This is a genomic window from Tardiphaga sp. 172_B4_N1_3 (assembly GCF_052076035.1).
Taxonomy (GTDB): domain Bacteria; phylum Pseudomonadota; class Alphaproteobacteria; order Rhizobiales; family Xanthobacteraceae; genus Tardiphaga; species Tardiphaga robiniae.
This window is the reverse complement of record NZ_CP197238.1, coordinates 3,719,366-3,741,803: the sequence shown is the minus strand read 5'-3', so window position 1 is coordinate 3,741,803 and position 22,438 is coordinate 3,719,366. Positions and strand designations below refer to the sequence as shown.

Genomic DNA, 22,438 nt, shown 5'->3' with positions numbered 1-22,438 from the left:
GAGAAAGGACTGTCATGGCTCGAATCTGGGACAAATTTCTAACCGAACGTGATCAATTGGTGTTTGCGGCATCAGGTTACGGCGCGCAAGCTGGTTTTGGTGTGCGTCCGGCGCTGCTTGTGATCGATGCATCTTACGCATTTGTTGGCGATCGATCTGAACCCATCCTTGAGTCCATGAAGCGGTGGCATAACTCAAGCGGCGAAGAGGCCTGGGGCGCTGTCGCATCCATCAGCCGGTTGGCCAAGGTGTTTCGCGCCCGTAACTTGCCAGTCATCTATTCATCCCACCAATATCGCGCCGACAGCTGGGATGCGGGGAGCTGGCGGTGGAAAAACCCTCGGATGGGTGATCAGACGGCGTCGCCTTCGAACATCGACCCCCATGAAATCGTCGCGGAGATTGCACCACAGCCTCAGGATGTCGTGATCCTTAAGCAGAAGCCAAGCGTTTTTTTCGGAACGAATCTCCTCGCTTATCTGCAACTCCTCGGTTGCGATTCTCTGATCATGACCGGCGGTACGACGAGCGGCTGTATCCGCGCCTCCGTCATCGATGCATTCAGCTACAACTACCGTGTATCGGTCGTGGAGGAAGGTTGCTTCGACCGCTCGCAGGCAAGTCACGCCATAAACCTCTGCGACATCAATGCGAAGTATGCGGATGTCATCTCGGAAGCAGCGGCAGTTGCCTATGCCGAAGGGCTCGCTACCAATTTGTTTCCTGAACTTCCGAAAGGTCGGACAGAAGCTCTGTAGCGGCAAAGAGCTTGCGAAGAATTTCTCAATACCAATCATCCATAACTTAGAGGGACCCGGGATATGACACTTCCGAAGACGAAGCTGCCGTTTGCTGCCCTACTGGCCTCATGTATTGTGATACTTGGTGCGCCGAATGCATCCAAAGCCCAGGAAAAACTGCGCATTACGATTCCTGTACCTGCTTTTTCTTACTACTCAATCTATGCGGCGCGCGACCTCGGCTATTTCAGGAAGAAGGTCTCGATATGGAGATCATCGTCACCCAGGGCGACGGGCCGGACATCGACGCTTTGATCGCAGGCAGTGTGCAATTTACCGCGACCACGCCAAACCGGCTCCTCACGACCTATCAGCAGGGGAAGCCACTTCTGGGCATTCTCAATATGTTCAATCGGGTCGGCATTAACTGCTTTATCAATAGCGAGAGCGCCGCCGCCGCCGTGATTCGTGCCGATACGCCAATCGACGAAAGACTAAAAAAACTGAAGGGCCTTACAATTGGCGTGTCGCGGCCGGGATCCTTCACTTACTTCGTTGCCGCGAATTATTTGAAACGCGCCGGCTATATTCCGCAGCAGGACGCCAAGATTATCGGCGTGGGGGGCGGTCCTTCAATGGTAGGAGCGCTTGAGAACAAGAAGATCGATGTCGGGTGCCTCGCTAGTCCCACGCCTGAGCTTGCCGTAAGCCGCGGCAAGGCCAGTATGCTCGTTAACAACACTCTCGGCGAAGACAAGGAACTCAAGGAGTTTCTGTTTTCGGTTCTCTATGTTCGCCCGGACTATGCGAAGGAGCGTTCCGACACCGTCCGTAAGGTGGTCCATGCGCTCAAGCGGGCCATGTCGTACATCGTCGCAACGCCGTTCGAGCAGCAACGCAATCTGCTGGCGAAAACTTTTGGGGAGATGGATGAAACCGTCTTGCGAAATGCGCTCGTCAACAACCAGCCGGCGATCAATCCCTCCGGTGAGATCACCGAGAGTGCTTACAACAGCGCTGTTGAATTTCTAGTTTCGAGTGGTGCGGTGACCGCGCCATCGCCCTACGCAGCGGTGATCGACAAGACATTTTGGTCGAAGTAGTGAGATCGGACAGGAAAATGTTGCGCATTCATGGGGTATCGAAGCGCTTCGTAAGCCGGGACAAGGTCGTGACAGCGGTCGAGGGCGTGGATTTTGAGATCGGCGCGGGCGAGTTCGTCACGATGGTTGGGCCCTCGGGGTGTGGCAAGTCAACGATCCTAAACATCATGTCCGGCCTCATGCCACCCACGGAAGGCGCGGTCGAAGTCGACGGCGAGGCGATCAGAGGCGTTACCCGGCAGGTCGGTTACGTCACGCAACAACCGAATCTGATGCCGTGGCGAACTCTTCTCGAGAATGTTGTTTTTCCTTTGGAGATCGCCGGCGTTGGAAAGGAAGAGAGAAACAGGCGGGCGGAAGAACTGATTGGATTAGTCGGCCTCGCTGGCTTTGAAAAATCCTATCCTCATGAGATGTCCGGAGGTATGCGGCAGCGTGCCAACATCGTGCGTACCATGATCTATGAGCCCAAAGTCATCCTCATGGATGAGCCGTTCGGGCCGCTCGACGCCCAAACCAGGCTCGTGCTGCAAGAACTTCTGTTGAAGCTGTGGCAGCGAACGGGCGTCACCATTGTGTTCATCACGCACGATTTGCACGAAGCAATCGGTTTAGGCGACCGCATCGTCCTGTTGAGCGCGCGACCTGGGCGCGTTGCGCGGGTCGATAAAGTCCCGCTGGCTCGGCCCCGAGACATCTTTCGCATGCATGATAGCGACGGGTTTCGCCAGCTCTATGACACCCTGTGGGTTGAACTCGAAAACCAGGTGCGAGGCCAGGATGCTTGACAACACCGCAGCAACGGCGGGCAACCTCGCCGCTATCAACGAATCGAGGCAAGTGGCGAACGCGCAACGCAACTACAGAATCCGAATTCGGGTAACACAGGCGGTTTTAGTCGTTGTCGTTCTGACCATCTGGCAACTGGGCGCCGACAGAATATTCGACAAGTTCTATTCGGGTTCGCCTCTTGGAATATTTGCGGTTTTGTGGACGGACGTGAGAGACGCGAGTTTTTATCACGACCTGTATATCACCGGAGTTGAAATGAGCCTGGGATACTTGTTCGGCGCATTTTTTGGCATCCTTTTGGGCGCATTGTTTGCACGCTGGCGGTTCATCGCTGACGTCCTGGACCCATTCTTTGTCGCTCTCAACAGCATACCGCGCATCGCGCTTGCGCCGCTCCTGATCATCTGGTTCGGCATCGACGTCGCCTCCAAAGTAGTGCTTTCGGCAACACTCGTGTTCTTCCTGACGTTCTTTTCGACGCTCTCGGGAATCCGGGCGGTGGATCGGGGACTCCTCGATGTCTCACGCGTGATGGGGGCCAACGATCGGCAGATGTTCTTTAAAGTGCTGCTGCCGGGCTCTATTACGTGGATTGTCAGTGGATTGCGCCTGAGCCTTCCGTTTGCGCTCATCGGTGTGATTGTAGGCGAGTTTCTCGCCGCGTCGTCCGGTCTTGGTTATCGGCTCAACATGTACAGCACCTCGTACAATACGAATGGCACGTTTGCGATGATCCTCGTCATGATGGTGTTTATGATGTTGCTCAATGCAGCCCTGAATCGCATCGAGGCGCGGGCCCTGCGTTGGCGTGGCACCGGCCAATCGTCTCAATTGAACTCCTTCTAAAGAAAATCAGAAAATGGATGTGAGAATGACCAAGGATCGAAGCTTGAGCCTTGCCGTATGGCGTTATGATCGTACTGAAGCCTTCTACGACGGGAGAGTAGGCATCTCCGGGTATGATCTGGAACTGATCGATGCGCCGCTCGAGGAGCTTTTTTCGCGTGCCTTCGTGGGTGGCGAATTCGATCTCGCAGAATTGTCGTTTTCGAATTTTCTGCGTTTTTCAATGGCAGGAAAATGCCCTTATCTGGGGCTTCCGATCTTTCCGTCTCGTAGTTTCCGGCACGGAGTATTCTATGTGAGGGATGACGGACGGATTTGTGAGCCAGCCGATCTCATCGGGCGCAAAGTAGGCCTTCGAGAATATTCAATGACCGCCGCCCTAGCGGCGCGCGGAGCGTTGCGCGATCATTATGGTATCACATCCGATCAGATAAAATGGGTAATGGGCGATGTTGATAAGAGAGAACGTGACGAAATCGTATTGCCCCAGTTATTTAAAGAGATGCCGATAGAGATCGCGCCTGACGGAGTATTGCTTCGCGATATGCTTCGTGACGGCCGCATTGACGCCATTCTAGCCTACAAGCCGATCGACGATTTTCAGGCCGGAAATGGTGTTCGGCGCCTAATTGCGGACCACGCTCGGGCGGAGGCGGATTACTTTCGCGCCACCGGTGTCTTTCCGATTATGCATCTTGTCGGCATCCGGCGTGATATCGCCTCAGCCGATCCCGGTCTTGCCGAAAGAGTTGTTGGAGCCTTCGAGGAGGCGCAGCGACTCGCGAATGAGAATCTGTGGACCGAACAAGCGCTCAAGATCAGTCTTCCGTGGGTCGGAGAGGAGTTGCGGCGAACTGTCGAAATTATGGGAAGTGACTATTGGCCATCTGGACTGGAAAAGAACCGCGCAGTGATCGAGCGAATGACTGAGTGGTCGTATGAAGACGGACTGATACCGCGGAGACCGATGCCGGAGGAACTATTCGTATCCGACACTTTATAGGTTCCGGCCCCGTTAGACATGGGGATCCATAATAGGCCGGAGCCCGGGTTGCGGGGCTTCGCAGCTAGTCGTTTGAGCGCGTAGAGCATGTACATCGTACAAGATGGCAGCTCATGGCGCTAAGGCGCTATTTAGCCCTATAGCGTAGATTCCTCTTGCTCGATGGGAGTGGTGGGGCTGGGACGGGTGGGATGGAGTCTAGCTATGCCTGTCTGGAATAAGGGGCAGATCGTTGGTCAAAAACTTCCGTTAAAACCGAAAGAAGTCTGGGGAATACGAACCAGATTGGAGGTTGCCTCGAATCTCCGAGAGCTTGCTCTCTTCAACCTTGCGATCGACAGTAAGCTTCGCGCTTGCGATTTGACGTCGATCAAAGTGAGCAATTTGACGATATCGGGCGTCCTACGCGATCGGGCGACGGTCATCCAAAGAAAGACCGGACGGCCGGTCCAGTTCGAGCTCTCCGAGCACACAAGGTCCGCATTGGAGAAATGGATCGTTGAACGAGAACTGACATCGGCAGACCACCTGTTTCCGAGTCGGATGTGCTCAAAACTTCATTTGTCCACCCGACAATACGGGAGAATCGTAGATCGATGGGTCACCAGTATCGGGTTGGACCGAAGACGCTATGGGACACATTCGATGCGTCGGACAAAAGCATCTCAGATTTATAAGAAAACCGGAAATCTTCGAGCGGTGCAATTGCTCTTAGGCCACACAAAACTCGAAAGTACGGTGCGGTATCTTGGAATTGAGGTAGACGATGCACTTGTCATGTCTGAGCAGGTGGACCTCTAAAGGGATCTAAGGCGCATCATGCAGTGACGCGCCTTTTTTGGCGCGAAGCAGCCACGACGAAATAGTCGCTTGTGAATCAAGACGGGGATGCAGCTCAATCCGTCTTGAATTCATTTGAAGGAAGCGGAGGCCTCGGCGCGAGGTTCGAGCTATCCTGGAGTTGGCACAACTTTGGTCGGTAATTGTTCGCGCGGTCTGGCGAGACACGATAGACCGCAGTAAGTCGCCTACGACATAGTGCCGTGACCGATCATTCAAAGTCGATGACTTCCAGACAAGACGCTGTCCGCCATTCTCGCGCACATAGCGTGGAGACTTCGCGGTCCAGACCGGTCGCTCGTAAAACCAGAAGTAGCGCCCGTCATCAGCTGAAGAAAATTCGCCTGCGGCGTGCGCGAGTTTGAAATCGTCACAATCCTTTCACGGAGAACCAGAATGTCATTTCAGGAAATGCTGACCCCGCAGAATAGCGCCATCGCGCTGATCGATTTTCAGCCCGCGATGTTCCAGGGCGTCCAGTCGCACGATCGCCTTGTCACATTGAACAACGTCCAGATTCTTGCAAAAGCCGCGAAGCTCTTCAAGATTCCGACCGTTCTGACAACCGTTGCGGCAGAGTCGTTTTCCGGCCCGTTCATTCCCGAGGTGGTGTCGCTGTTTCCAGGACAGGAGATCATCGATCGTACCTCAATGAATTCGTGGCTCGATCCGAACTTCCGCAAGGCCGTCGCCGCCACCGGCCGCAAGAAATTCGTGATCGCCGGTCTGTGGACCGAAGCCTGCGTGATCTTCCCGACCCTAGACATGCTGCGCGAAGGCTTTGAAATCTACATTGCTGCCGACGCCTGCGGCGATCTCTCGCCGGAAGCGCATGAGCGCGCCATGCAGCGCGCCATCCAGGCTGGCGCGGTGCCGATCACGTCTTCGCAATACGCTTATGAGCTGCAGCAGGATTGGGCGCGCAGCGAGACCTATGAGGGCATGATGGACATCCAGCGCGCGCATTCGCCTTACGGCATCCAGATCCGCTTCTCGAAGTGGGCGCTCGGCGAGCACGCTTCCGAAGGCGGCCCGGCCAAGTAAGCCGTCACGTCACACAACCGAGGACAACGACATGAAAGCACACATGATCTCGCTGGGCGCAGGCCTGCTGGTGGGCGTCATCTACAGTCTGATCAATGTGCGCTCTCCGGCGCCACCGGTGGTGGCGCTGGTCGGCCTGCTCGGCATTCTCGTCGGCGAGCAATTGCCGCCGTTGGTACGCAGCCTCTGGCAGAAGGAGCCGGTGGTGCAGTCCTGGCTCGAACAGGTGAAGCCACACATGTTCGGCCATCTGCCGAAGGGCCAGCGCTCCGATACGCGTGTCGTGGCCGAGAAGGCGCCGCAGCCGCCCGCCGGCGGTTAGTCTCCGGCACCCGCCTCACGATCACATCGCCTGTTCAATTCACTATCGCCGAAGGAACTTCCCATGACCGAGCCGCAGACCCCCGATCTCATTCTCCATCGTGGCCTGTTCACGACGCTCGATCGCTCCAATCCCGTCGCCAGCGCGGTGGCCATCAAGGATGGTCGCTTCACCCATGTCGGCCATAACGCGGACATCCTGCCCCTGGCGGGACCGAAGACGAAGGTCGTCGACCTCAAGGGCAAGCGCGTGCTGCCCGGCCTGATCGACAATCACTTGCACATCATTCGCGGCGGCCTGAACTTCAACATGGAGCTACGCTGGGATGGCGTGCGCTCGCTTTCCGACGCCATGAACATGCTGAAACGTCAGGTCGCCATCACCCCGCCGCCGCAATGGGTGCGCGTTGTCGGTGGCTTCACCGAGCATCAGTTTGTCGAGAAGCGGTTGCCGACAATCGACGAGTTGAATGCCGTCGCGCCGGATACACCGGTATTCCTGCTGCATCTCTATGATCGCGCATTGCTCAATGGCGCCGCGCTGCGCGCCGTCGGCTATACGAAGGACACGCCAAACCCGGCAGGCGGTGAGATCATTCGCGACGCTAACGGCAATCCGAACGGGTTGCTGCTGGCCAAGCCCAATGCCGGCATTCTCTATGCGACGCTGGCCAAGGGGCCGAAGCTGCCATTCGACTATCAGGTCAACTCCACCCGCCATTTCATGCACGAACTCAACCGCCTCGGTGTCACCGGCGCCATCGATGCCGGCGGCGGTTTCCAGAACTATCCCGAGGATTATGCCGTCATCCAGAAGCTGCATGACGAGAATCAGTTGACGATCCGTCTCGCCTATAACCTCTTCACCCAAAAGCCGAAGGGCGAGAAGGACGACTTCCTGAACTGGACCAAGACATCCAAATACAAGCAGGGCGACGACTATTTCCGCCATAACGGCGCTGGCGAAATGCTGGTGTTCTCTGCTGCCGATTTCGAGGATTTCCGCCAGCCGCGCCCGGATATGGAGCCGGAAATGGAAGGCGAGCTCGAGGATGTTGTGCGCGTTCTGGTCCAGAACAAATGGCCATGGCGTATGCACGCGACCTATGACGAGACCATCAGCCGTGCGCTGGATGTGTTCGAGCGCGTCAATCAGGAGATGCCGCTGGAAGGGCTAAACTGGTTCTTCGACCACGCTGAAACGATTTCGGATCAGTCGATCGACCGTATCGCCGCCCTTGGTGGCGGCATCGCCGTGCAGCACCGCATGGCCTATCAGGGCGAATATTTCGTCGAGCGCTACGGCCATGGCGCCGCAGAAGCGACGCCCCCGGTGTCGAAGATGCTCGCCAAGGGCGTCAAGGTTTCCGCCGGCACCGATGCCACGCGCGTGGCCTCCTATAATCCGTGGGTGTCGCTGTCCTGGCTGGTCACCGGCCGTACCGTCGGCGGCATGCAGCTCTATCCGCAGCGCAACTGCCTCGACCGCGAAACGGCGTTGCGCATGTGGACCGAAAACGTAACGTGGTTCTCGAACGAAGAAGGCAAGAAGGGCCGCATCCAGGTTGGCCAGCTCGCCGATATCGTCGTACCCGATCGTGACTTCTTCTCCTGCGCGGAGAACGAGATTGCCGACACGAGCGCAGTGCTGACAATCGTCGGCGGAAAGGTTGTCTATGCCGTCGGTGATTTCGCCAAGCTCGACGAGAATGCGCCGCCGCCGGCGATGCCGGACTGGTCACCTGTACGCACCTTCGGCGGCTACGGCGCATGGGCTGCACCCGGTGCGAATGGACAGGTCGTCGCGCAGAAGATGGCGATGACCTGCGGCTGCGCCAATTCCTGCGGCGTGCACGGCCACGATCACGCGACAGCGTGGTCCAGCAGGCTGCCCATCGCCGATCTCAAAAGCTTCTGGGGCGCACTCGGCTGCGCGTGCTGGGCGGTATGATCACGAATCTCGCACGTCGCGTGATCGGTGCACCCGTTATGCATTGGCTGGGTTTGCTCTGCCTGTGTGCGGCCTATTTGCAGGGCGGGCTCGTCAAGGCGTTCGACCTTCCGGGGGCGATTGCCGAGATGAACCATTTCGGACTGCAGCCGGCGGCGCCCTTCGCGCTGGCGACGATTGGGCTCGAACTGGTTGCCTCGCTATTGATTCTTGGTGGCGTGTGGCGCTGGCTCGGTGCACTCTCGCTGGCAGGCTTTACGCTGATGGCGACATTTCTTGCGAATCGGTTCTGGGAGCTGGCTCCGCCAGAGCGCTTTATGAGCGCCAATTCGTTTTTCGAACATATCGGCCTGTGCGGCGGCTTCCTGCTCGTCGCATGGCATGACCTTAATGACCGGGCCAGGAAGGCAAAACCATGAGCGGAGCCGCCGAGCCGGCCAAGGCAACCAGCGCCTTCGCGCCATTCCGCCAATCCATCTTCGCGGTGATCTGGGTCGCGACGGTGATGGGCAATACCGGCAGCTTCATGCGCGACGTGGCGAGCTCCTGGCTCGTCACAGACCTGTCGGCGGCGCCCGCAGCGGTCACCATGATCCAGGCCGCGGGCACGCTTCCGATCTTCCTGTTTGCGATCCCCGCCGGGGTGCTGTCCGATATTCTCGATCGCCGCAAATTCCTGATCGCGGTGCAGGTGCTGCTCGCCTTGGTGAGCGCGACGCTGATGATGCTGTCTTATTACGGGCTGCTGACGGTCAATCTGCTGATCGGGCTGACCTTCATCGGCGGCATCGGCGCCGCACTGGTCGGGCCGACATGGCAGGCGATCGTGCCGGAGCTCGTGCCGCGGCAGGACATCAAGAGCGCGGTCGCGCTGAATTCACTGGGCATCAATGTCTCGCGCTCGATCGGCCCGGCCGCCGGCGGCATCCTGCTGGCGACATTCGGCGCCGCCGTCACCTATGGCGCCGATGTCATCAGCTACATGTTCGTCATCGCAGCACTGCTGTGGTGGCCGCGCGCCAAGGCCGAGAATGACGTGTTGTCAGAGAAGTTCTTCGGCGCGTTCCGGGCCGGATTGCGCTACACCCGCTCTAGCCGTGAACTGCACATCGTGCTGCTGCGGGCAACGATCTTCTTTGCATTCTCCAGCTCGATCTGGGCTCTGCTGCCGCTGGTGGCGCGTAATCTGCTGGGTGGCGATGCCAGTTTTTACGGCGTGCTGCTTGGTGCGGTTGGTGCAGGCGCGATCGGTGGCGCGCTGGTGCTGCCGCGGCTCCGCGCGAAGCTCGACTCCGACGCGCTGCTGCTGATCGCCGCGCTGTTGTCGGCGTGTGTGATGGCTGTACTGTCCTTCGCGCCGCCGAAATGGGTTGCGCTGCCGGTTCTGCTGCTGCTCGGTTCTGCGTGGATCACGGCGCTGACGACGTTCAGTGGCGTCGCGCAGGCGGTGCTGCCGAACTGGGTGCGTGGTCGCGGTCTCGCTGTCTATCTGATGGTGTTCAACGGTGCCATGGCTGCTGGAAGCCTCGGCTGGGGCGCGGTGGCCCAAGCGCTGAGCCTGCCGGCGACGCTGCTGGTTAGCGCATGCGGTCTCGCCGTCGCCGCCTTCATCATGCACCGGGTGAAGCTGCCGACAGGCGAAGCCGATCTCGCGCCGTCCAATTACTGGCCGGAGCCGCTGACGTCGGACGAGGTCGAACATGACCGGGGGCCCGTCCTGATCCTGATTGAATATCGAATCGCGCGTCAAAACCGCGCGCCGTTCTTCACCGGGCTCAAGCGCCTCTCCGAAGCGCGTCGTCGCGATGGCGCTTATGGCTGGGGCATCACCGAGGATGCCGCCGATCCGGAGAAGATCGTCGAATGGTTCCTGGTGGAATCATGGGCGGAGCATCTGCGGCAGCATCACCGCGTCTCGAAGGCTGATGCCGATGTGCAGCGCGAGATGACGCAATATCACATCGGGCCCGACGCCCCCGTGGTCCGGCATTTTCTGACGCTGGATCTGAAAAACCCGACGTCGAAGCCCGAACTGGTCAATCAGCCCTAGTCGCCACAAGGACTGCCATGATGCGTTTGTTCAAATTCACCGCCGCCATTCTTTCCATCGCGTTGCTATCGGCCGCGCCGCAAGATGCATGGTCGCGCGAGGCCCCGGCGAAGGTCGGCTTTGCCGTCGGCGCGCAATATGACACGACGCACGTCTATGTTGCGCCGGACGAGGTCGATCGCTTTGTCGAAAGCTTCATCGCGACTTTTGGTGGCAAGAGCACCAAACAGGTAGTTGCGACAGTGACGCCGGCACCGAGCAGCACGACGTCGCAGCTTCTGCTGACCCCGGCAGGGTCGGTCTCGGTGTTTGGCTTCAAGACTCCGATTCCCTATCCATTCGGCCATGAGCGCACCGGCTATCTCGTTACAGATATCGATGCCGCCGTCAGAGCCGCGCAAGGCGCGGGCGCCGACGTGCTGGTCAAGACGTTTCCCGATCCGATCGGCCGCGACGTCGTTGTGCAATGGCCGGGCGGCATCAACATGCAGCTCTATTGGCACACGACGGCGCCGTCCTATCCGGAACTGCAGACGGTCCCGGAAAACCGCGTCTACGTTCCGGCCGGCCGGGCCGACCAGTTCGTGAAGAGCTTTGTCGCTTTCTCGAAAGGCAACGTTGTCTCCGACACGGCGAAGGCGCCGGGCATCGAGATCGGCCGCCCCAACGATACCTACCGTCGGGTTCGCATCACGTCGAAGTTCGGCAAGATGACGGTGCTGGTGACCGACGGCGTGCTTCCTTATCCTTATGGCCATGAGCTGACCGGCTATGAAGTGCCGTCGCTCGACGAGACGCTGGCCAAGGCGAAGACGGTCGGTGCCACTGTGCTGGTCGAGCCCTATGTCGCGGATGCGCGCCGCGCAGCGCTGGTAAAATTCCCCGGAGGCTATGTTGCCGAGATTCACTCTGCCGTCGGCAAGTAAGGCTTGGATAGCCGCGGCCGCGCTGGCCTTTAGCGCGGTCCTGCTGCCGCCTGCGCATGCAGACGATTCAGCGGTAACGCCAGCGCGCCCGAAGCTTCTAACCAATCGCTGGCAGGAAGACTGGTCTGCGCTCGCCACTTCGGTGTTGCGCACCGAGCCATTCGACGCTCTGAAATATATCCCGCTCTTTGTCACCGATCCGAAAAGCTATATCTCGCTAGGTGCCAGTCTTCGCGAGCGATTTGAGTTCAACGACGCTCCGAATTTCGGCGTCGGCAATACGCGCGGCGATTCCTATCTGCTGCAACGGCTGCAGATACATGTCGACATCCGGCTGAACGAGAACTGGCAGATCTTCACGCAGCTGGAGGATGTCCGCACCATTGACAAGGCGAGTGTCTCGCCGGTCGACCAGAACCAGCTCGATCTGAGACTGGCATTTATCGCCTATAGCGGTGCGCTGGGTGATGGCATCTTCAAGGCGCGCGTCGGCCGGCAGGATTTTGCCTTCGATCTGCAACGCTTTGTGTCCTCGCGCGACGGGCCGAATGTGCGGCAGTCCTTCGATGGGGTGTGGGTGGATTACGAGACCGGGTTGTGGCGTTTCATCGGCTTTGTCAGCCAGCCGGTGCAATATCGCTTTGGCGATGTGTTCGACGACTTCTCCGGCCAGAATTTCCGCTTCAGCACTGCGCGTATCGAACGCAAGGTGTTCGGCGACAACGAACTCTCCGGCTACTACTCCCTGTTCGAGCGGTCGTCTGCGCGTTATCTCGACGCCCTGGGCGAAGAGACGCGGCACATCTTCGACGTCCGCTTTGCCGGTAATGCCAATGGCTTCGATTGGGATCTCGAGGCGATGGGGCAGACAGGGCATGTCGGGCCTAAGGAGATCGAGGCCTGGGCACTGGGCGGCCGCACCGGTTACACATTCTCTAACGCCGCATGGACGCCAAGGATCGGCTTGCAGGCGGATGCGGCGTCAGGTGACGGGCGTGCGGGTGACAACACGATCGCTACGTTCAATCCGCTGTTCCCGAACGGCTACTATTTCTCGCTGGCAGGCTATACCGGCTACGCCAACCTGATCCATCTCAAGCCGACACTGACGGTGAAGCCCATTGCCAATCTGACGGTGACCGCCGGGCTCGGCATGCAGTGGCGGCAGACGGTTGCCGATGCCGTTTATGTTCAGCCCAACGTTGCCGTCGCGGGCACGGCTGGGCAGGGCAGCCGCTGGACGGGGGTCTATTCGCAGCTTCGAGCGGATTACGTCTTCAACGCCAACCTGACCGGAGCCGTCGAGGCGGTGCATTACGCCATTGGTGACACGGTGCGGAACGCCGGCGGGCACGACAGCAATTATCTGGGTTTGGAGCTCAAATATGGGTGGTAACCGGACGTCCGGAGGCCATGGGGCGTGGTTTCATTTTGTGCCGCGGCGGAATAGATTACACGCTCGCCCGCCATCGGTCCCGTTTTGGCGTGATGGTTCGGATGACGCCGACATAAGTGCCTGACATGTGGAATGAACGCGATCGCATCGCGGCCTTGCATCGATACGATATTCTCGATTCTGCATCTGATGTGGATTTCGCAGACTTCGTGCAGATCGCGTCGGATATCTGCGATGCGCCGATCGCGGCCATCAATCTGATAGATGGCGACCGGCACTGGACCCTTACCGGTATCGGGCACGGCGATCGGGAACTGCCGCTCGATCATTCGATCTGCGCGCAGGCGATCCGCCAGACGGATCTTTTCGTGATACCCGATCTGTCTTCGGATACACGCTTCCAGCATAATCCATTGGTGAGCGGGGGTCCCAGGCTCCGCTTCTATGCCAGCGCGCTGCTGGAAACACAGAACGGACTGCCGATCGGCACCGTTTGTGTGTTGGATCACACGCCGCGCCCGGATGGTCTGTCGACACGCCAGCGCTTCACGCTGCAGGCGCTCGCGCGGCAGATCATGAACCAGCTCGAGCTCCGCCGCGCGATGATGGACATCACAACAGGAAACGCTGCACGGGAAAGACTGGAAGCATCGCTGAACGAAAAGGAAGCGCTGCTCAAGGAAGTGCATCACCGCGTCAAGAACAACCTGCAGCTTATCAGTAGTCTCCTGAACCTGCAGGCGTCGCGCATCACCGACCCGATCACCGCGGCGCTGTTTGCGGATAGCCGCAACCGCGTGCGGTCGATGGCGCTGGTGCATGAAAATCTGTATCGTGCCGGCAACTTCGCTGAGATCCAGATGCAGACCCATGTGCTCAGTCTGTGCACGCATCTGCGCCGCGCCTATGGGCGGGCTCGCGTCGAGATCACGGCCGAAAGCGATGACGTCACACTGGATATGGATCGCGCTGTCTCCTGCGGCCTCATCATCAACGAGCTCGTCTCCAATGCATTCAAACACGCCTTTCCCGGTGAACGCAGCGGATATATCAAGGTTCGGTTCGGCAGCCGCGACGACGGGACATGCATTCTGACCGTCGCGGATGACGGCATAGGAATGCCCGAGCAGTTCGACTTCATCGAAACCAGATCACTCGGTCTGCAGCTGGTGCGCGATCTCGTCGAGCAGCTGCATGGCACGTTCTCTGTCGACGATACCGGCGGCACGACTTGTACCCTTACATTCCAGGCTGGTCGTCGCGCGAGGCTCGCGCCATGACAACGCGCGCCCGCGTGATGGTCGTCGAGGACGATCGCATAGTTGCCCGCGATATCAGCGAGCAACTCGGCCGGATCGGTCATTCCGTGATCGGGGTGACGGCCCGCGGCGAGGCGGCCGTTGAGCTTGCGATCAGCAATCGCCCCGATCTGGTGCTGATGGACATCCGTCTGGAAGGCGATATAGACGGCATCGATGCCGCCCGGCAGATCCGCGCCAGATGCCAAATTCCGGTAGTGTTCCTCACGGCCTATGCCGATGACGAGACGGTCAGGCGCGCCAGTCAGGCCGAGCCATTCGGCTATCTGCTCAAGCCGTTCGAGGATCTGCAACTGCGCACCGTGATCGAAATGGCCCTGTACAAGGACCGCGCCGACCGCAAGCTGCGCGAGAGCACGGCAGCGCTTCAGGTCGCGCAGGCGGAACTGGCGCGCATGTCGCGGATCACCACGATGGGACAGCTCACCGCGTCCATTGCGCATGAAGTCAATCAGCCGCTGATGGCCGTTGTCATGAATGCCGAGGCCTGCGTGCAATGGCTCAAGGGCGAGAAGGCCAATGTCGGCGAAGCCCGAGCCGCCGCGGAGCGAGCCATAGCGGAGGGGCATCGCGCCGGAGCGATCATCCAGCGCGTCCGCGCGATTGCGCGCAACGCGCCAGTGGTGTTCGAGCCGCTCGACTTCAATGAGATGATCGAAGGCGTTCTTTTGATCGTGCAGCCGGAACTGTCGCGACAGGAAATTGCGCTGGACGTTGATCTTCAGCCTGACCAGCCGTCGATCGTTGGCGATCGGGTGCAGTTGCAACAGGTGCTGTTGAACCTGGTGTCCAACGCGGCCGATGCCATCAATTCATCGAAGAATCAACAACGGCGTGTGACTGTCGTGTCGGCGATGGATCCATTGGGAGAGGTCTGCGTCACCGTCGAAGATGCGGGGGTGGGTATCGACCCCGATCATCTCGATATGATCTTCAATCCGTTCTTCACGACCAAGCGGGATGGCATTGGCATGGGGCTGTCGATTTGCCGTTCCATCATCGATGCCCATGGCGGAAGGCTCTGGGCGGAGCCACGTGTGCCCACCGGCACGCGCTTTCGCTTCACGCTGCCGCCACGTACGCTGCAGGTGGCACCGTGATCGAAAATCTGGAGCCAGTTACTGCAGTTGTCGCCGTCATTGACGATGACAAGGGTATTCGCGAGGCCCTGGACGGCATGCTGCGCTCTGTCGGTCTTCAGGTCGAGTGCTTTGCCTCGGCGCAGGAGTTCCTGGCCAAAGACGACCGGGACAAATTCGGCTGCATCGTTCTCGACGTGCATCTGCCCGGCCGTAACGGTCTCGATTTTCTGGATGATCTGGCCGCCCTGCATGTCACAACGCCGGTGATCGTGATTAGTGGTTTTGCCGATGTGCCGATGTCGGTGCGGGCGATGAAGGCCGGCGCTATCGAATTCTTGACGAAGCCCGTTCGCGCGATGGATCTTCTTGCTGCGGTTGAGGCGGCCGTGAAGCGCGATCGTGCAACGAAGCAGGCGGCCGAGAAAATCGCTGGCCTCAAGGCGGATTTCGAGACGTTGACGGTCAGGGAACGCGAGGTGTTCGCGCATGTCGCCGCCGGCTTGATGAACAAGCAGATTGCGGCTGCGCTGGACCTGAGCGAGGCCACGATCAAGCTCCACCGCGGCACGGTGATGCGCAAGATGCGGGCGAACTCGCTCGCTGACATCGTGCGGATGGCTGACCGGTTGGGATATGAGCCGCCGTCGCTCGCCTAGACCAAGGTCTAGTCAGCCTCCACCATGCTCCAATTGTCTGTCCGCATACAATTCCGCATTCTGGAATGGAGCGACGACGACGCGCAACGATGTGCGTGGCTGAATTAAAACCCGCGGCATGTCGGCAGGACGCGTGAACACGTCCGTGCGATCTGCGGCACGCAGTGATGAGGTGTATGATGACGGGTACCCGAACTCCCGACAATGCATCATATGCGGGACCGTTTCGCGCGCTTGAGCAGTCGCAAATCTCGCTCGAGCCAAAATCGCCGAAAATCGATGTGTTCGGCTGTCCTGCCAGCAAGCTTCACAAGGACCAGGAGTTGCGCGGCGCCGGCATCAAGTTTTTCCGCAAGGGCAGTGACGATCCCCATCTCGGTCAGGTATCGACGACAGCTGACGATCGCGGCTTTCTGATCGGCATCTCACAGGGCCGGGGTCACCGGCGCCGCATTTTTCACGAGCATCACGCAACGAACCACGAATTTAAGGAAGGTTCGATCTATATTCGTAACCTTGCGGATGACTATCGTGCCGATCTTCGCGGTGCGTTCGATTTTCTCTTGATGGAGGTCTCCCAGCCGTTCCTGATCGAACTGGCGCAGGAACACGGCTGGCGCGGCGGCGCCGTAGACCTTGCGTGTCACGCTGGCGATACCGACCTCATCCTTCTGAGGCTTGTCAGTGTGGTCGAGCCACTGCTGCAAAAGAGTAGCGAAGCGAGTCCGCTGTTTCTGGATCAGCTCGGAACGACGATCGGCATACATCTGATCGAGCGATACAACCGCGCAACCAACCTTGAATCCGCATCGCAAGGCGCCGCGCTGTCGCGGCCGCAACTGGCGCTCGCCGTCGAAATGCTGAGCAGCAATACTGCAGGCAATGTACGGGTTGCAGATGTCGCACAGGCCTGCGGGTTGTCGCGCGGCTATTTCATCCGCGGCTTCAAGAAAGCGACGGGCAAGGCGCCTCACCAGTGGATCCTGTCCCAGCGCGTCGAACAGGCCCGTGGCCTTCTCATGAAGACCGGTATGTCGTTGGCCGATATCGCACTGATTTGTGGCTTTGCCGATCAAAGCCACTTCACCCGCGTCTTTTCCGCTTCGACTGGGCTACCGCCGGGGGCCTGGCGCCGCGCAACTGGCAATGCAGGTTCTCCAGCGCGATTTTCTGAATGTGAGGAATAGTTTGAGTGAGGTGGCGTGCCGCGCGTCCATGTTACGCGCTACCGACAATGTCAGCTCCTGGCGCAAAGCGGACATTGTCATAAAGCGCTTCTGATCCGGAAGTCCGGCCTTACTGAGTGTTCGAGGTCGCCTTTCGGAATGCCGGATTCCAGGCGGCACATCTATTCAGAGATCTAAAGTGACATCATAAATTCCATGATCTTCTGCGTCCGCCATGACTTCGAAACCCAGCTCCCTACACATTTGAAGCATGATCGTGTTTTCGCGCATGATCTGGCCAACGATCTGTTTAAGCCCTTCGGAGCGGGAATACTCAATAATCAACTGCATCAAAGCCCAACCGAGCCCTCTGCCTTTGAGGTCCGATTGAAGGAGGATGGCATATTCACCGGAAACGCCGTCATCTTTACGATGCATCCTGACGACGCCAAGCGGCTCCTGGCTCGCCTCATCGAACGCGATGAACGCCATGGCCTTAGCGTAATCAATCTGCGTCAAGCTTACGAGAAACGGGTGGGAGAACTCCTTGATGGCACCAAAGAAGCGAAGCCTGAGATCGCCCTTATTAACGCGGGAGAGAAGCGTCAGAACCAGAGGTTCATCCGCCGCCGTAATCGGCCGCGTAAAAATTCTCCAGTCAGAATTGAGAACGAGATGTCGCTCCCATTCGACCGGGTAAGGACGAGTTGATCCACCGACTGCGTTCATGTGTGGCTCGTGGCCTGATCCTGCATTAAAAACCGCCCTGCAGCTTGGCAGAGAGCACCTTCAGAATACCTTCGTAAGTGGTGATCATCTTCTTGTGCCGATCGATTGTCTCGGTCGTTATGTCCTGCCAATCGGCACCGTTGGCGCGCTTTCCGATCTGCAGTTCGCCAGCTTCCATAGGCGACATGTGCTCGTGGCATTCGTCCAGAGCTTCCCTGATGCCATGTGCGTATGTTTCAAGATTTATCATGGGGGCCTCGTTGGTTATATGGTGTAGACGGGTAGCCCGTCGAATGTCTCTCGGTAGTTTGAAGCAGAAGGTGGATCTCCTAGGCTGGATCGGAGATGCCATCGGCTAGGTTCCTTACGCAATAACGCGCGATGACCAACTCCTCGTTCGTTGGAATGATCCGGATTTCAACACTGCTATCCCGAGTGCTGATGCACGCGGATCCTGCATCGTTTGCGTCTGCATCGACGGCTAAGCCCAGCCAGCTCATCCGCTCGCAAACGCGCCGTCGAATTTCCTGTGCGTGCTCGCCAATCCCGCCGGTGAAGATCAGGCACTCCATGCCACCAAGGCTATTGACCATCATCGCTGTTTCTCTGGCGATGGACGTCACGAACAGATCGATGGCGTCGGAGGCATGCGGATCTTTACTGGCGAGCAGTGCTCGCATGTCGCCTGATAGTCCCGACACTCCAAGCAGCCCGGATTCTCGATAGAGCAGATTTTCGAGGTCAGTTGCCGACATTCCGCGCTCTTGCTGCAGGTAGAGGAGCACGCCGGGATCAATGGCGCCGCAGCGGGTAGCCATCACCAGGCCGTCGAGCGGCGTGAAGCCCATCGTGGTGTCGATACTGGCGCCCCCACGGATGGCGCATAGGCTGGCGCCGCTACCCAGATGCGCGACAACGCATCGTTTCCCGTCGGGAGATGGTGAGAGTTCCTGGAGTCGTCCGGCAATGAACTCGAACGACAGTCCATGAAATCCATAGCGGCGGATGCCGGTGTCATGGAGCTGGCGTGGAATGGCAAAGCGGGTGGCGGAGGCGGGAAGTGAGTGGTGGAACGCCGTGTCGAAGCAGGCGATTTGGGGCAGTTCTGGCCGTTCGGTCATGATCGCACGTATCGGGGATAGACAGCGTGGTTGATGCAGTGGCGCCATCGGTGTCACCTTTTCAAGCTCATTGACCATCGATCCCGTCAATCGGACCGGCGCTGCGAAGGCCAGTCCGCCATGGACCACGCGATGACCAACTGCAACCAGATCGTCACTGGCAAGATAGCCATCGATCCAATTCAACGCATCAAGCAGCAGTTCTTCTCCGTGGCCGTCCGCGACCTTGCGATGCTGATCATAGAGAATGGCCCCGTCGGTCTGCTTGATCGTCAGGCGCGGCTCGGCGTCGTGCTCGTCCAGACTCCCCCGGCAGAGCAATCTCGGCTCTCCATCTGATACGATATCGAATAGCGCAAGCTTAATGCTTGAGGAGCCGGAATTCACGACAAGGACGGCATCAGGCATCGCTTGTCCTCAGTCGGCGGTGTGCTTGGTGAAGTGGTCTGGCCAGCTCCAATCGCGAATCTGCGGCATGTCTTCGCCATGGGCGCGCACATAAGTTGTGTGCTCGAGCAGCTTGTCGCGAAACTGCTGCTTGATCGCCGCTGCTGTGATGCTGAGGCCAGGAACGCGTTCGATGACATCCATGGCGAGATGGAAGCGGTCGAGCCGGTTCAGTACTACCATGTCGAACGGTGTGGTCGTCGTCCCTTCCTCCTCGAAGCCGTGCACATGCATGCCGGCATGGTTGGCGCGGCTGTAGGTCAGGCGGTGGATCAGGTTGGGATAACCGTGAAAGGCGAAGATCACCGGCTTGTCCCGGGTGAACATGCCATCAAAGTCGCGGTCATCCAGTCCGTGCGGGTGCTGTGTCTTGGGTTGCAGCGTCATCAAATCGACGATGTTGACGACGCGGACCTTCAAGTCGGGTACGGCTTGCCGCAATAGGTCCACCGCAGCCATGGTTTCCAGGGTAGGGACGTCGCCACAACAGGCCATTACGACATCCGGTTCGCTGCCTGTGTCTTCGGTGCCAGCCCAAGGCCAGATACCGATCCCGGCGTCGCAATGGGTCGCAGCTTCCTCAATGCCGAGCCATTGCGGCGAGGGTTGCTTGCCGGCAACGATGACATTGATGCGGTCATAGGTTCGAAGCACGTGATCGGTGATCCAGAGTAGGGTGTTTGCGTCCGGCGGGAAGTAGATCCGGACGATATCGGCCTTCTTGTTGGCGACCAGGTCGACAAAACCCGGATCCTGATGGCTGAAGCCGTTGTGGTCCTGGCGCCAGACATGGGATGTCAGGAGATAGTTGAGAGAGGCAACGGGGCGTCGCCAGGGCAGCGCTCGTGACACTTTCAGCCATTTGGCATGCTGATTGAACATTGAATCGACGATGTGGATGAAGGCCTCATAGCAGGACATCAGCCCGTGGCGTCCGGTCAGCAGATAGCCTTCCAGCCAGCCCTGACATAGATGCTCGCTAAGCACTTCCATCACTCGGCCGTCCTGGGCGAGGTGGACATCATACGGCTCGATGCCCTCCATCCAGACGCGCTCGGTCACGTCGAATACCGCGTCGAGCCTGTTGGATGCTGTCTCGTCTGGACCCATGATGCGAAAATTGCGCGCCTCGGCGTTTAGCTTGATGACGTCGCGCAGGAACTGCCCCATCACGCGCGTTGCTTCGCCTTCAATCCCGCCGGGCTGAGGAACATCGAGGGCGTAGTCACGGTAATCGGGCAGCTTCAGCTCGCGCTTCAGCAAACCGCCGTTGGCATGGGGATTGGCTCCCATGCGCCGGTGCCCCTGCGGCGCCAGAGCCTGCAACTCGGGTAGCAACCGACCGGCTTTGTCGAACAGATCATCGATCCGGTAGCTGCGCATCCATTCTTCGAGCAACTTGAGATGTTCGGGATTGCCGCGCGGGTTGACAATCGGCACTTGGTGGGCGCGCCAGAAACCTTCGACCTTCAGGCCATCGACTTCCTTGGGGCCAGTCCAGCCCTTTGGACTGCGCATGACGATCATGGGCCATTTCGGCCGATCCACCATTGCGCGACCGTCACGGGCGGAAGCCTGGATCGCGCGAATCCTGTCGATCGCGCGCTCAAGCGTGTGTGCCATCAGCGGGTGCATCATGGCGGGATCGCTGCCCTCGACGAACATCGGTTCATGACCGTAGCCATGAAACAGATGGCGTATTTCGTCGTCGCTCATCCGTCCCATCACGGTGGGACTGGCAATTTTGTAACCGTTGAGATGAAGAATGGGCAGTACCGCGCCGTCATGCTTCGGGCTCAAGAACTTGTTGGAGTGCCATGACGCGGCAAGGGGGCCTGTCTCCGCTTCTCCGTCTCCGACGACACAGGTGACGATCAGGTCGGGATTGTCGAAGGCCGCGCCGTAGGCGTGCACCAGCGCATAGCCGAGTTCGCCGCCTTCATGGATGGAACCGGGAGTTTCCGGAGCCGCATGACTGGGAATGCCTCCGGGAAACGAGAACTGTCGAAACAGTTTCTGCAGTCCGTCCTCGTCCTGGGTAATGTCCGGATAGACCTCGCTATAGGTGCCTTCCAGATATGTATTTGCGACCATCCCCGGGCCGCCATGGCCGGGGCCGCAGATATAGATCATGTCGAGGTCGTGGGCGCGAATAACGCGATTCAGGTGCGCGTAGATGAAGTTTAGCCCAGGCGTGGTTCCCCAATGGCCGAGCAGCCGGGGCTTGATGTGGTCCTTGCGCAACGGCTCGCGCAGTAGCGCGTTGTCCAGTAGATATATCTGACCCACCGACAGGTAATTTGCGGCGCGCCAGTAGCGATCAATCAATTGCACCTCGTCGGTGCTGAGGAAAGCTTCTCCATAACGTGGCATATGCTGCACCTTGATCCAGTCGCCGCACGGCGGCAAATATCTGCCGCCAATATTCGCAATCGCTTGGTCGCAAATTTCAGCGGCTTGCGGGTGCGTCGCCGCGCAATGTACCGATCTTGAAGTGCTTCTTGGCGTAAGCGACGATTTGGCCATCGGTCGGATGGTCAGCGGCCTCGACGCCGACAATGCGGCTGCCGATATGCGTATGCTCTCGCAGATAGGTCGCCAGTTCGGTTTTCGCCTGCGCCGGACCAATGATCAGAATCTCACCGGCATCACTCACCGCGTTCGCCACGTCTTTCATCAGCCCCTTGTCTTCGTGGACATGACCGCTTCCGATTTCGTTGGCCTTGTGATGAATGTGGCGTGTCTCGAATGTCGGATGAAGATCGAGTTGATCTGTCCCGGTGAGGCCGACATGGAATATCTTCGCTTCGCGATGGTCGATCCAAACGACCGCATGATAATGATGCATCTTGTTTCCTTGTTTGCGATTTGCTCTCGCTAACTCGCGCTTGCAGCCGTGTTATCCT

At 58.8% G+C, this 22,438-nt stretch carries 22 protein-coding genes; 17 read left to right on the top strand and 5 right to left on the bottom strand.

Annotated elements, in window-relative coordinates:
* The first annotated feature begins 14 nt into the window (after positions 1–14).
* The 17 genes from AB7783_RS17775 (at position 15) to AB7783_RS17695 (ending at position 17,256) form a co-directional block, all read left to right on the top strand.
* The gene (locus tag AB7783_RS17775; protein ID WP_441278347.1) at positions 15–758 is read left to right on the top strand and encodes an isochorismatase family protein; all 744 of its coding nucleotides are present in this window, start codon (positions 15–17) and stop codon (positions 756–758) included.
* Positions 759–868: 110 nt separating this feature from the next.
* Complete coding sequence (locus tag AB7783_RS17770; RefSeq protein WP_441278346.1) at positions 869–1,843, top strand: ABC transporter substrate-binding protein; 975 nt, start codon at positions 869–871, stop codon at positions 1,841–1,843.
* 17 nt (positions 1,844–1,860) lie between these two features.
* Positions 1,861–2,631 (top strand): ABC transporter ATP-binding protein, encoded by a 771-nt coding sequence (locus tag AB7783_RS17765; RefSeq protein ID WP_441278345.1) that lies wholly within the window; start codon positions 1,861–1,863, stop codon positions 2,629–2,631.
* The gene (locus AB7783_RS17760) at positions 2,624–3,481 is read left to right on the top strand and encodes an ABC transporter permease (protein WP_441278344.1); all 858 of its coding nucleotides are present in this window, start codon (positions 2,624–2,626) and stop codon (positions 3,479–3,481) included. The genes AB7783_RS17765 and AB7783_RS17760 overlap by 8 nt, the downstream gene beginning before the upstream one ends.
* 25 nt (positions 3,482–3,506) lie before the next feature.
* Positions 3,507–4,484: an ABC transporter substrate-binding protein gene (locus AB7783_RS17755; RefSeq protein WP_441278343.1), complete on the top strand. Its 978-nt coding sequence runs from the start codon at positions 3,507–3,509 to the stop codon at positions 4,482–4,484.
* 204 nt (positions 4,485–4,688) lie between these two features.
* The gene (locus AB7783_RS17750) at positions 4,689–5,285 is read left to right on the top strand and encodes a tyrosine-type recombinase/integrase (protein ID WP_439078202.1); all 597 of its coding nucleotides are present in this window, start codon (positions 4,689–4,691) and stop codon (positions 5,283–5,285) included.
* A 435-nt stretch (positions 5,286–5,720) separates the two neighbouring features.
* Positions 5,721–6,368: a hydrolase gene (locus AB7783_RS17745; RefSeq protein ID WP_089267975.1), complete on the top strand. Its 648-nt coding sequence runs from the start codon at positions 5,721–5,723 to the stop codon at positions 6,366–6,368.
* Positions 6,369–6,399: 31 nt separating this feature from the next.
* Positions 6,400–6,690: a XapX domain-containing protein gene (locus AB7783_RS17740; RefSeq protein WP_089267974.1), complete on the top strand. Its 291-nt coding sequence runs from the start codon at positions 6,400–6,402 to the stop codon at positions 6,688–6,690.
* A gap of 63 nt (positions 6,691–6,753) precedes the next feature.
* Positions 6,754–8,640 carry an amidohydrolase gene (locus AB7783_RS17735; protein WP_441278342.1) on the top strand — a complete coding sequence of 629 codons (1,887 nt, stop codon included), beginning with the start codon at positions 6,754–6,756 and terminating at the stop codon, positions 8,638–8,640.
* The gene (locus AB7783_RS17730; RefSeq protein ID WP_439062584.1) at positions 8,637–9,059 is read left to right on the top strand and encodes a DoxX family protein; all 423 of its coding nucleotides are present in this window, start codon (positions 8,637–8,639) and stop codon (positions 9,057–9,059) included. Before AB7783_RS17735 ends, AB7783_RS17730 begins: the two co-directional genes overlap by 4 nt.
* Complete coding sequence (locus AB7783_RS17725; RefSeq protein WP_441278341.1) at positions 9,056–10,690, top strand: MFS transporter; 1,635 nt, start codon at positions 9,056–9,058, stop codon at positions 10,688–10,690. The genes AB7783_RS17730 and AB7783_RS17725 overlap by 4 nt, the downstream gene beginning before the upstream one ends.
* Positions 10,691–10,710: 20 nt before the next feature.
* On the top strand, positions 10,711–11,616 hold the full coding sequence (locus tag AB7783_RS17720; protein WP_441278340.1) for a glyoxalase: 906 nt from the start codon (positions 10,711–10,713) through the stop codon (positions 11,614–11,616).
* The gene (locus AB7783_RS17715) at positions 11,582–13,012 is read left to right on the top strand and encodes an alginate export family protein (RefSeq protein ID WP_441278339.1); all 1,431 of its coding nucleotides are present in this window, start codon (positions 11,582–11,584) and stop codon (positions 13,010–13,012) included. Before AB7783_RS17720 ends, AB7783_RS17715 begins: the two co-directional genes overlap by 35 nt.
* Positions 13,013–13,137: 125 nt before the next feature.
* Positions 13,138–14,292 (top strand): sensor histidine kinase, encoded by a 1,155-nt coding sequence (locus tag AB7783_RS17710; RefSeq protein WP_089267968.1) that lies wholly within the window; start codon positions 13,138–13,140, stop codon positions 14,290–14,292.
* Positions 14,289–15,431, top strand: a complete 1,143-nt coding sequence (locus AB7783_RS17705) for a sensor histidine kinase (RefSeq protein WP_441278338.1) — start codon at positions 14,289–14,291, stop codon at positions 15,429–15,431. The genes AB7783_RS17710 and AB7783_RS17705 overlap by 4 nt, the downstream gene beginning before the upstream one ends.
* Positions 15,428–16,069, top strand: coding sequence for a response regulator transcription factor (locus AB7783_RS17700; protein WP_256461251.1), 642 nt, complete (start codon positions 15,428–15,430; stop codon positions 16,067–16,069). The genes AB7783_RS17705 and AB7783_RS17700 overlap by 4 nt, the downstream gene beginning before the upstream one ends.
* Before the next feature lie 323 nt (positions 16,070–16,392).
* The gene (locus tag AB7783_RS17695) at positions 16,393–17,256 is read left to right on the top strand and encodes a helix-turn-helix domain-containing protein (RefSeq protein WP_231079488.1); all 864 of its coding nucleotides are present in this window, start codon (positions 16,393–16,395) and stop codon (positions 17,254–17,256) included.
* A 165-nt stretch (positions 17,257–17,421) separates the two neighbouring features.
* On the opposite strand, the gene AB7783_RS17690 is transcribed toward AB7783_RS17695, so the two are convergent.
* From AB7783_RS17690 to AB7783_RS17670, 5 genes are all read right to left on the bottom strand, one after another.
* A complete protein-coding gene (locus AB7783_RS17690; protein ID WP_441278337.1) occupies positions 17,422–17,964 on the bottom strand; it encodes an N-acetyltransferase family protein in 543 nt (180 codons plus the stop codon).
* Between the two features lie 25 nt (positions 17,965–17,989).
* Complete coding sequence (locus AB7783_RS17685; RefSeq protein ID WP_441278336.1) at positions 17,990–18,214, bottom strand: hypothetical protein; 225 nt, start codon at positions 18,212–18,214, stop codon at positions 17,990–17,992.
* Positions 18,215–18,293: 79 nt separating this feature from the next.
* A complete protein-coding gene (locus AB7783_RS17680) occupies positions 18,294–19,493 on the bottom strand; it encodes an acetate/propionate family kinase (RefSeq protein WP_441278335.1) in 1,200 nt (399 codons plus the stop codon).
* Between the two features lie 9 nt (positions 19,494–19,502).
* Positions 19,503–22,058, bottom strand: a complete 2,556-nt coding sequence (locus AB7783_RS17675) for a phosphoketolase family protein (RefSeq protein ID WP_441278334.1) — start codon at positions 22,056–22,058, stop codon at positions 19,503–19,505.
* Positions 21,982–22,380 (bottom strand): translational machinery protein, encoded by a 399-nt coding sequence (locus AB7783_RS17670; RefSeq protein WP_441278333.1) that lies wholly within the window; start codon positions 22,378–22,380, stop codon positions 21,982–21,984. The genes AB7783_RS17675 and AB7783_RS17670 overlap by 77 nt, the downstream gene beginning before the upstream one ends.
* Positions 22,381–22,438: the final 58 nt, after the last annotated feature.

Bases quoted from the DNA above. Each gene is read 5' to 3' on its own strand.
- AB7783_RS17765 (WP_441278345.1), top strand. From the start codon at position 1,861: ATGTTGCGCATTCATGGGGTATCGAAGCGCTTCGTAAGCCGGGACAAG.
- AB7783_RS17745 (WP_089267975.1), top strand. From the start codon at position 5,721: ATGTCATTTCAGGAAATGCTGACCCCGCAGAATAGCGCCATCGCGCTG.
- AB7783_RS17710 (WP_089267968.1), top strand. From the start codon at position 13,138: ATGTGGAATGAACGCGATCGCATCGCGGCCTTGCATCGATACGATATT.
- AB7783_RS17690 (WP_441278337.1), bottom strand. From the start codon at position 17,964: ATGAACGCAGTCGGTGGATCAACTCGTCCTTACCCGGTCGAATGGGAG.
- AB7783_RS17705 (WP_441278338.1), top strand. From the start codon at position 14,289: ATGACAACGCGCGCCCGCGTGATGGTCGTCGAGGACGATCGCATAGTT.
- AB7783_RS17775 (WP_441278347.1), top strand. From the start codon at position 15: ATGGCTCGAATCTGGGACAAATTTCTAACCGAACGTGATCAATTGGTG.
- AB7783_RS17730 (WP_439062584.1), top strand. From the start codon at position 8,637: ATGATCACGAATCTCGCACGTCGCGTGATCGGTGCACCCGTTATGCAT.
- AB7783_RS17670 (WP_441278333.1), bottom strand. From the start codon at position 22,380: ATGCATCATTATCATGCGGTCGTTTGGATCGACCATCGCGAAGCGAAG.
- AB7783_RS17680 (WP_441278335.1), bottom strand. From the start codon at position 19,493: ATGCCTGATGCCGTCCTTGTCGTGAATTCCGGCTCCTCAAGCATTAAG.
- AB7783_RS17715 (WP_441278339.1), top strand. From the start codon at position 11,582: ATGTTGCCGAGATTCACTCTGCCGTCGGCAAGTAAGGCTTGGATAGCC.
- AB7783_RS17740 (WP_089267974.1), top strand. From the start codon at position 6,400: ATGAAAGCACACATGATCTCGCTGGGCGCAGGCCTGCTGGTGGGCGTC.
- AB7783_RS17720 (WP_441278340.1), top strand. From the start codon at position 10,711: ATGCGTTTGTTCAAATTCACCGCCGCCATTCTTTCCATCGCGTTGCTA.
- AB7783_RS17755 (WP_441278343.1), top strand. From the start codon at position 3,507: ATGACCAAGGATCGAAGCTTGAGCCTTGCCGTATGGCGTTATGATCGT.
- AB7783_RS17750 (WP_439078202.1), top strand. From the start codon at position 4,689: ATGCCTGTCTGGAATAAGGGGCAGATCGTTGGTCAAAAACTTCCGTTA.
- AB7783_RS17735 (WP_441278342.1), top strand. From the start codon at position 6,754: ATGACCGAGCCGCAGACCCCCGATCTCATTCTCCATCGTGGCCTGTTC.
- AB7783_RS17760 (WP_441278344.1), top strand. From the start codon at position 2,624: ATGCTTGACAACACCGCAGCAACGGCGGGCAACCTCGCCGCTATCAAC.
- AB7783_RS17685 (WP_441278336.1), bottom strand. From the start codon at position 18,214: ATGATAAATCTTGAAACATACGCACATGGCATCAGGGAAGCTCTGGAC.
- AB7783_RS17770 (WP_441278346.1), top strand. From the start codon at position 869: ATGTATTGTGATACTTGGTGCGCCGAATGCATCCAAAGCCCAGGAAAA.
- AB7783_RS17675 (WP_441278334.1), bottom strand. From the start codon at position 22,058: ATGGCCAAATCGTCGCTTACGCCAAGAAGCACTTCAAGATCGGTACAT.
- AB7783_RS17725 (WP_441278341.1), top strand. From the start codon at position 9,056: ATGAGCGGAGCCGCCGAGCCGGCCAAGGCAACCAGCGCCTTCGCGCCA.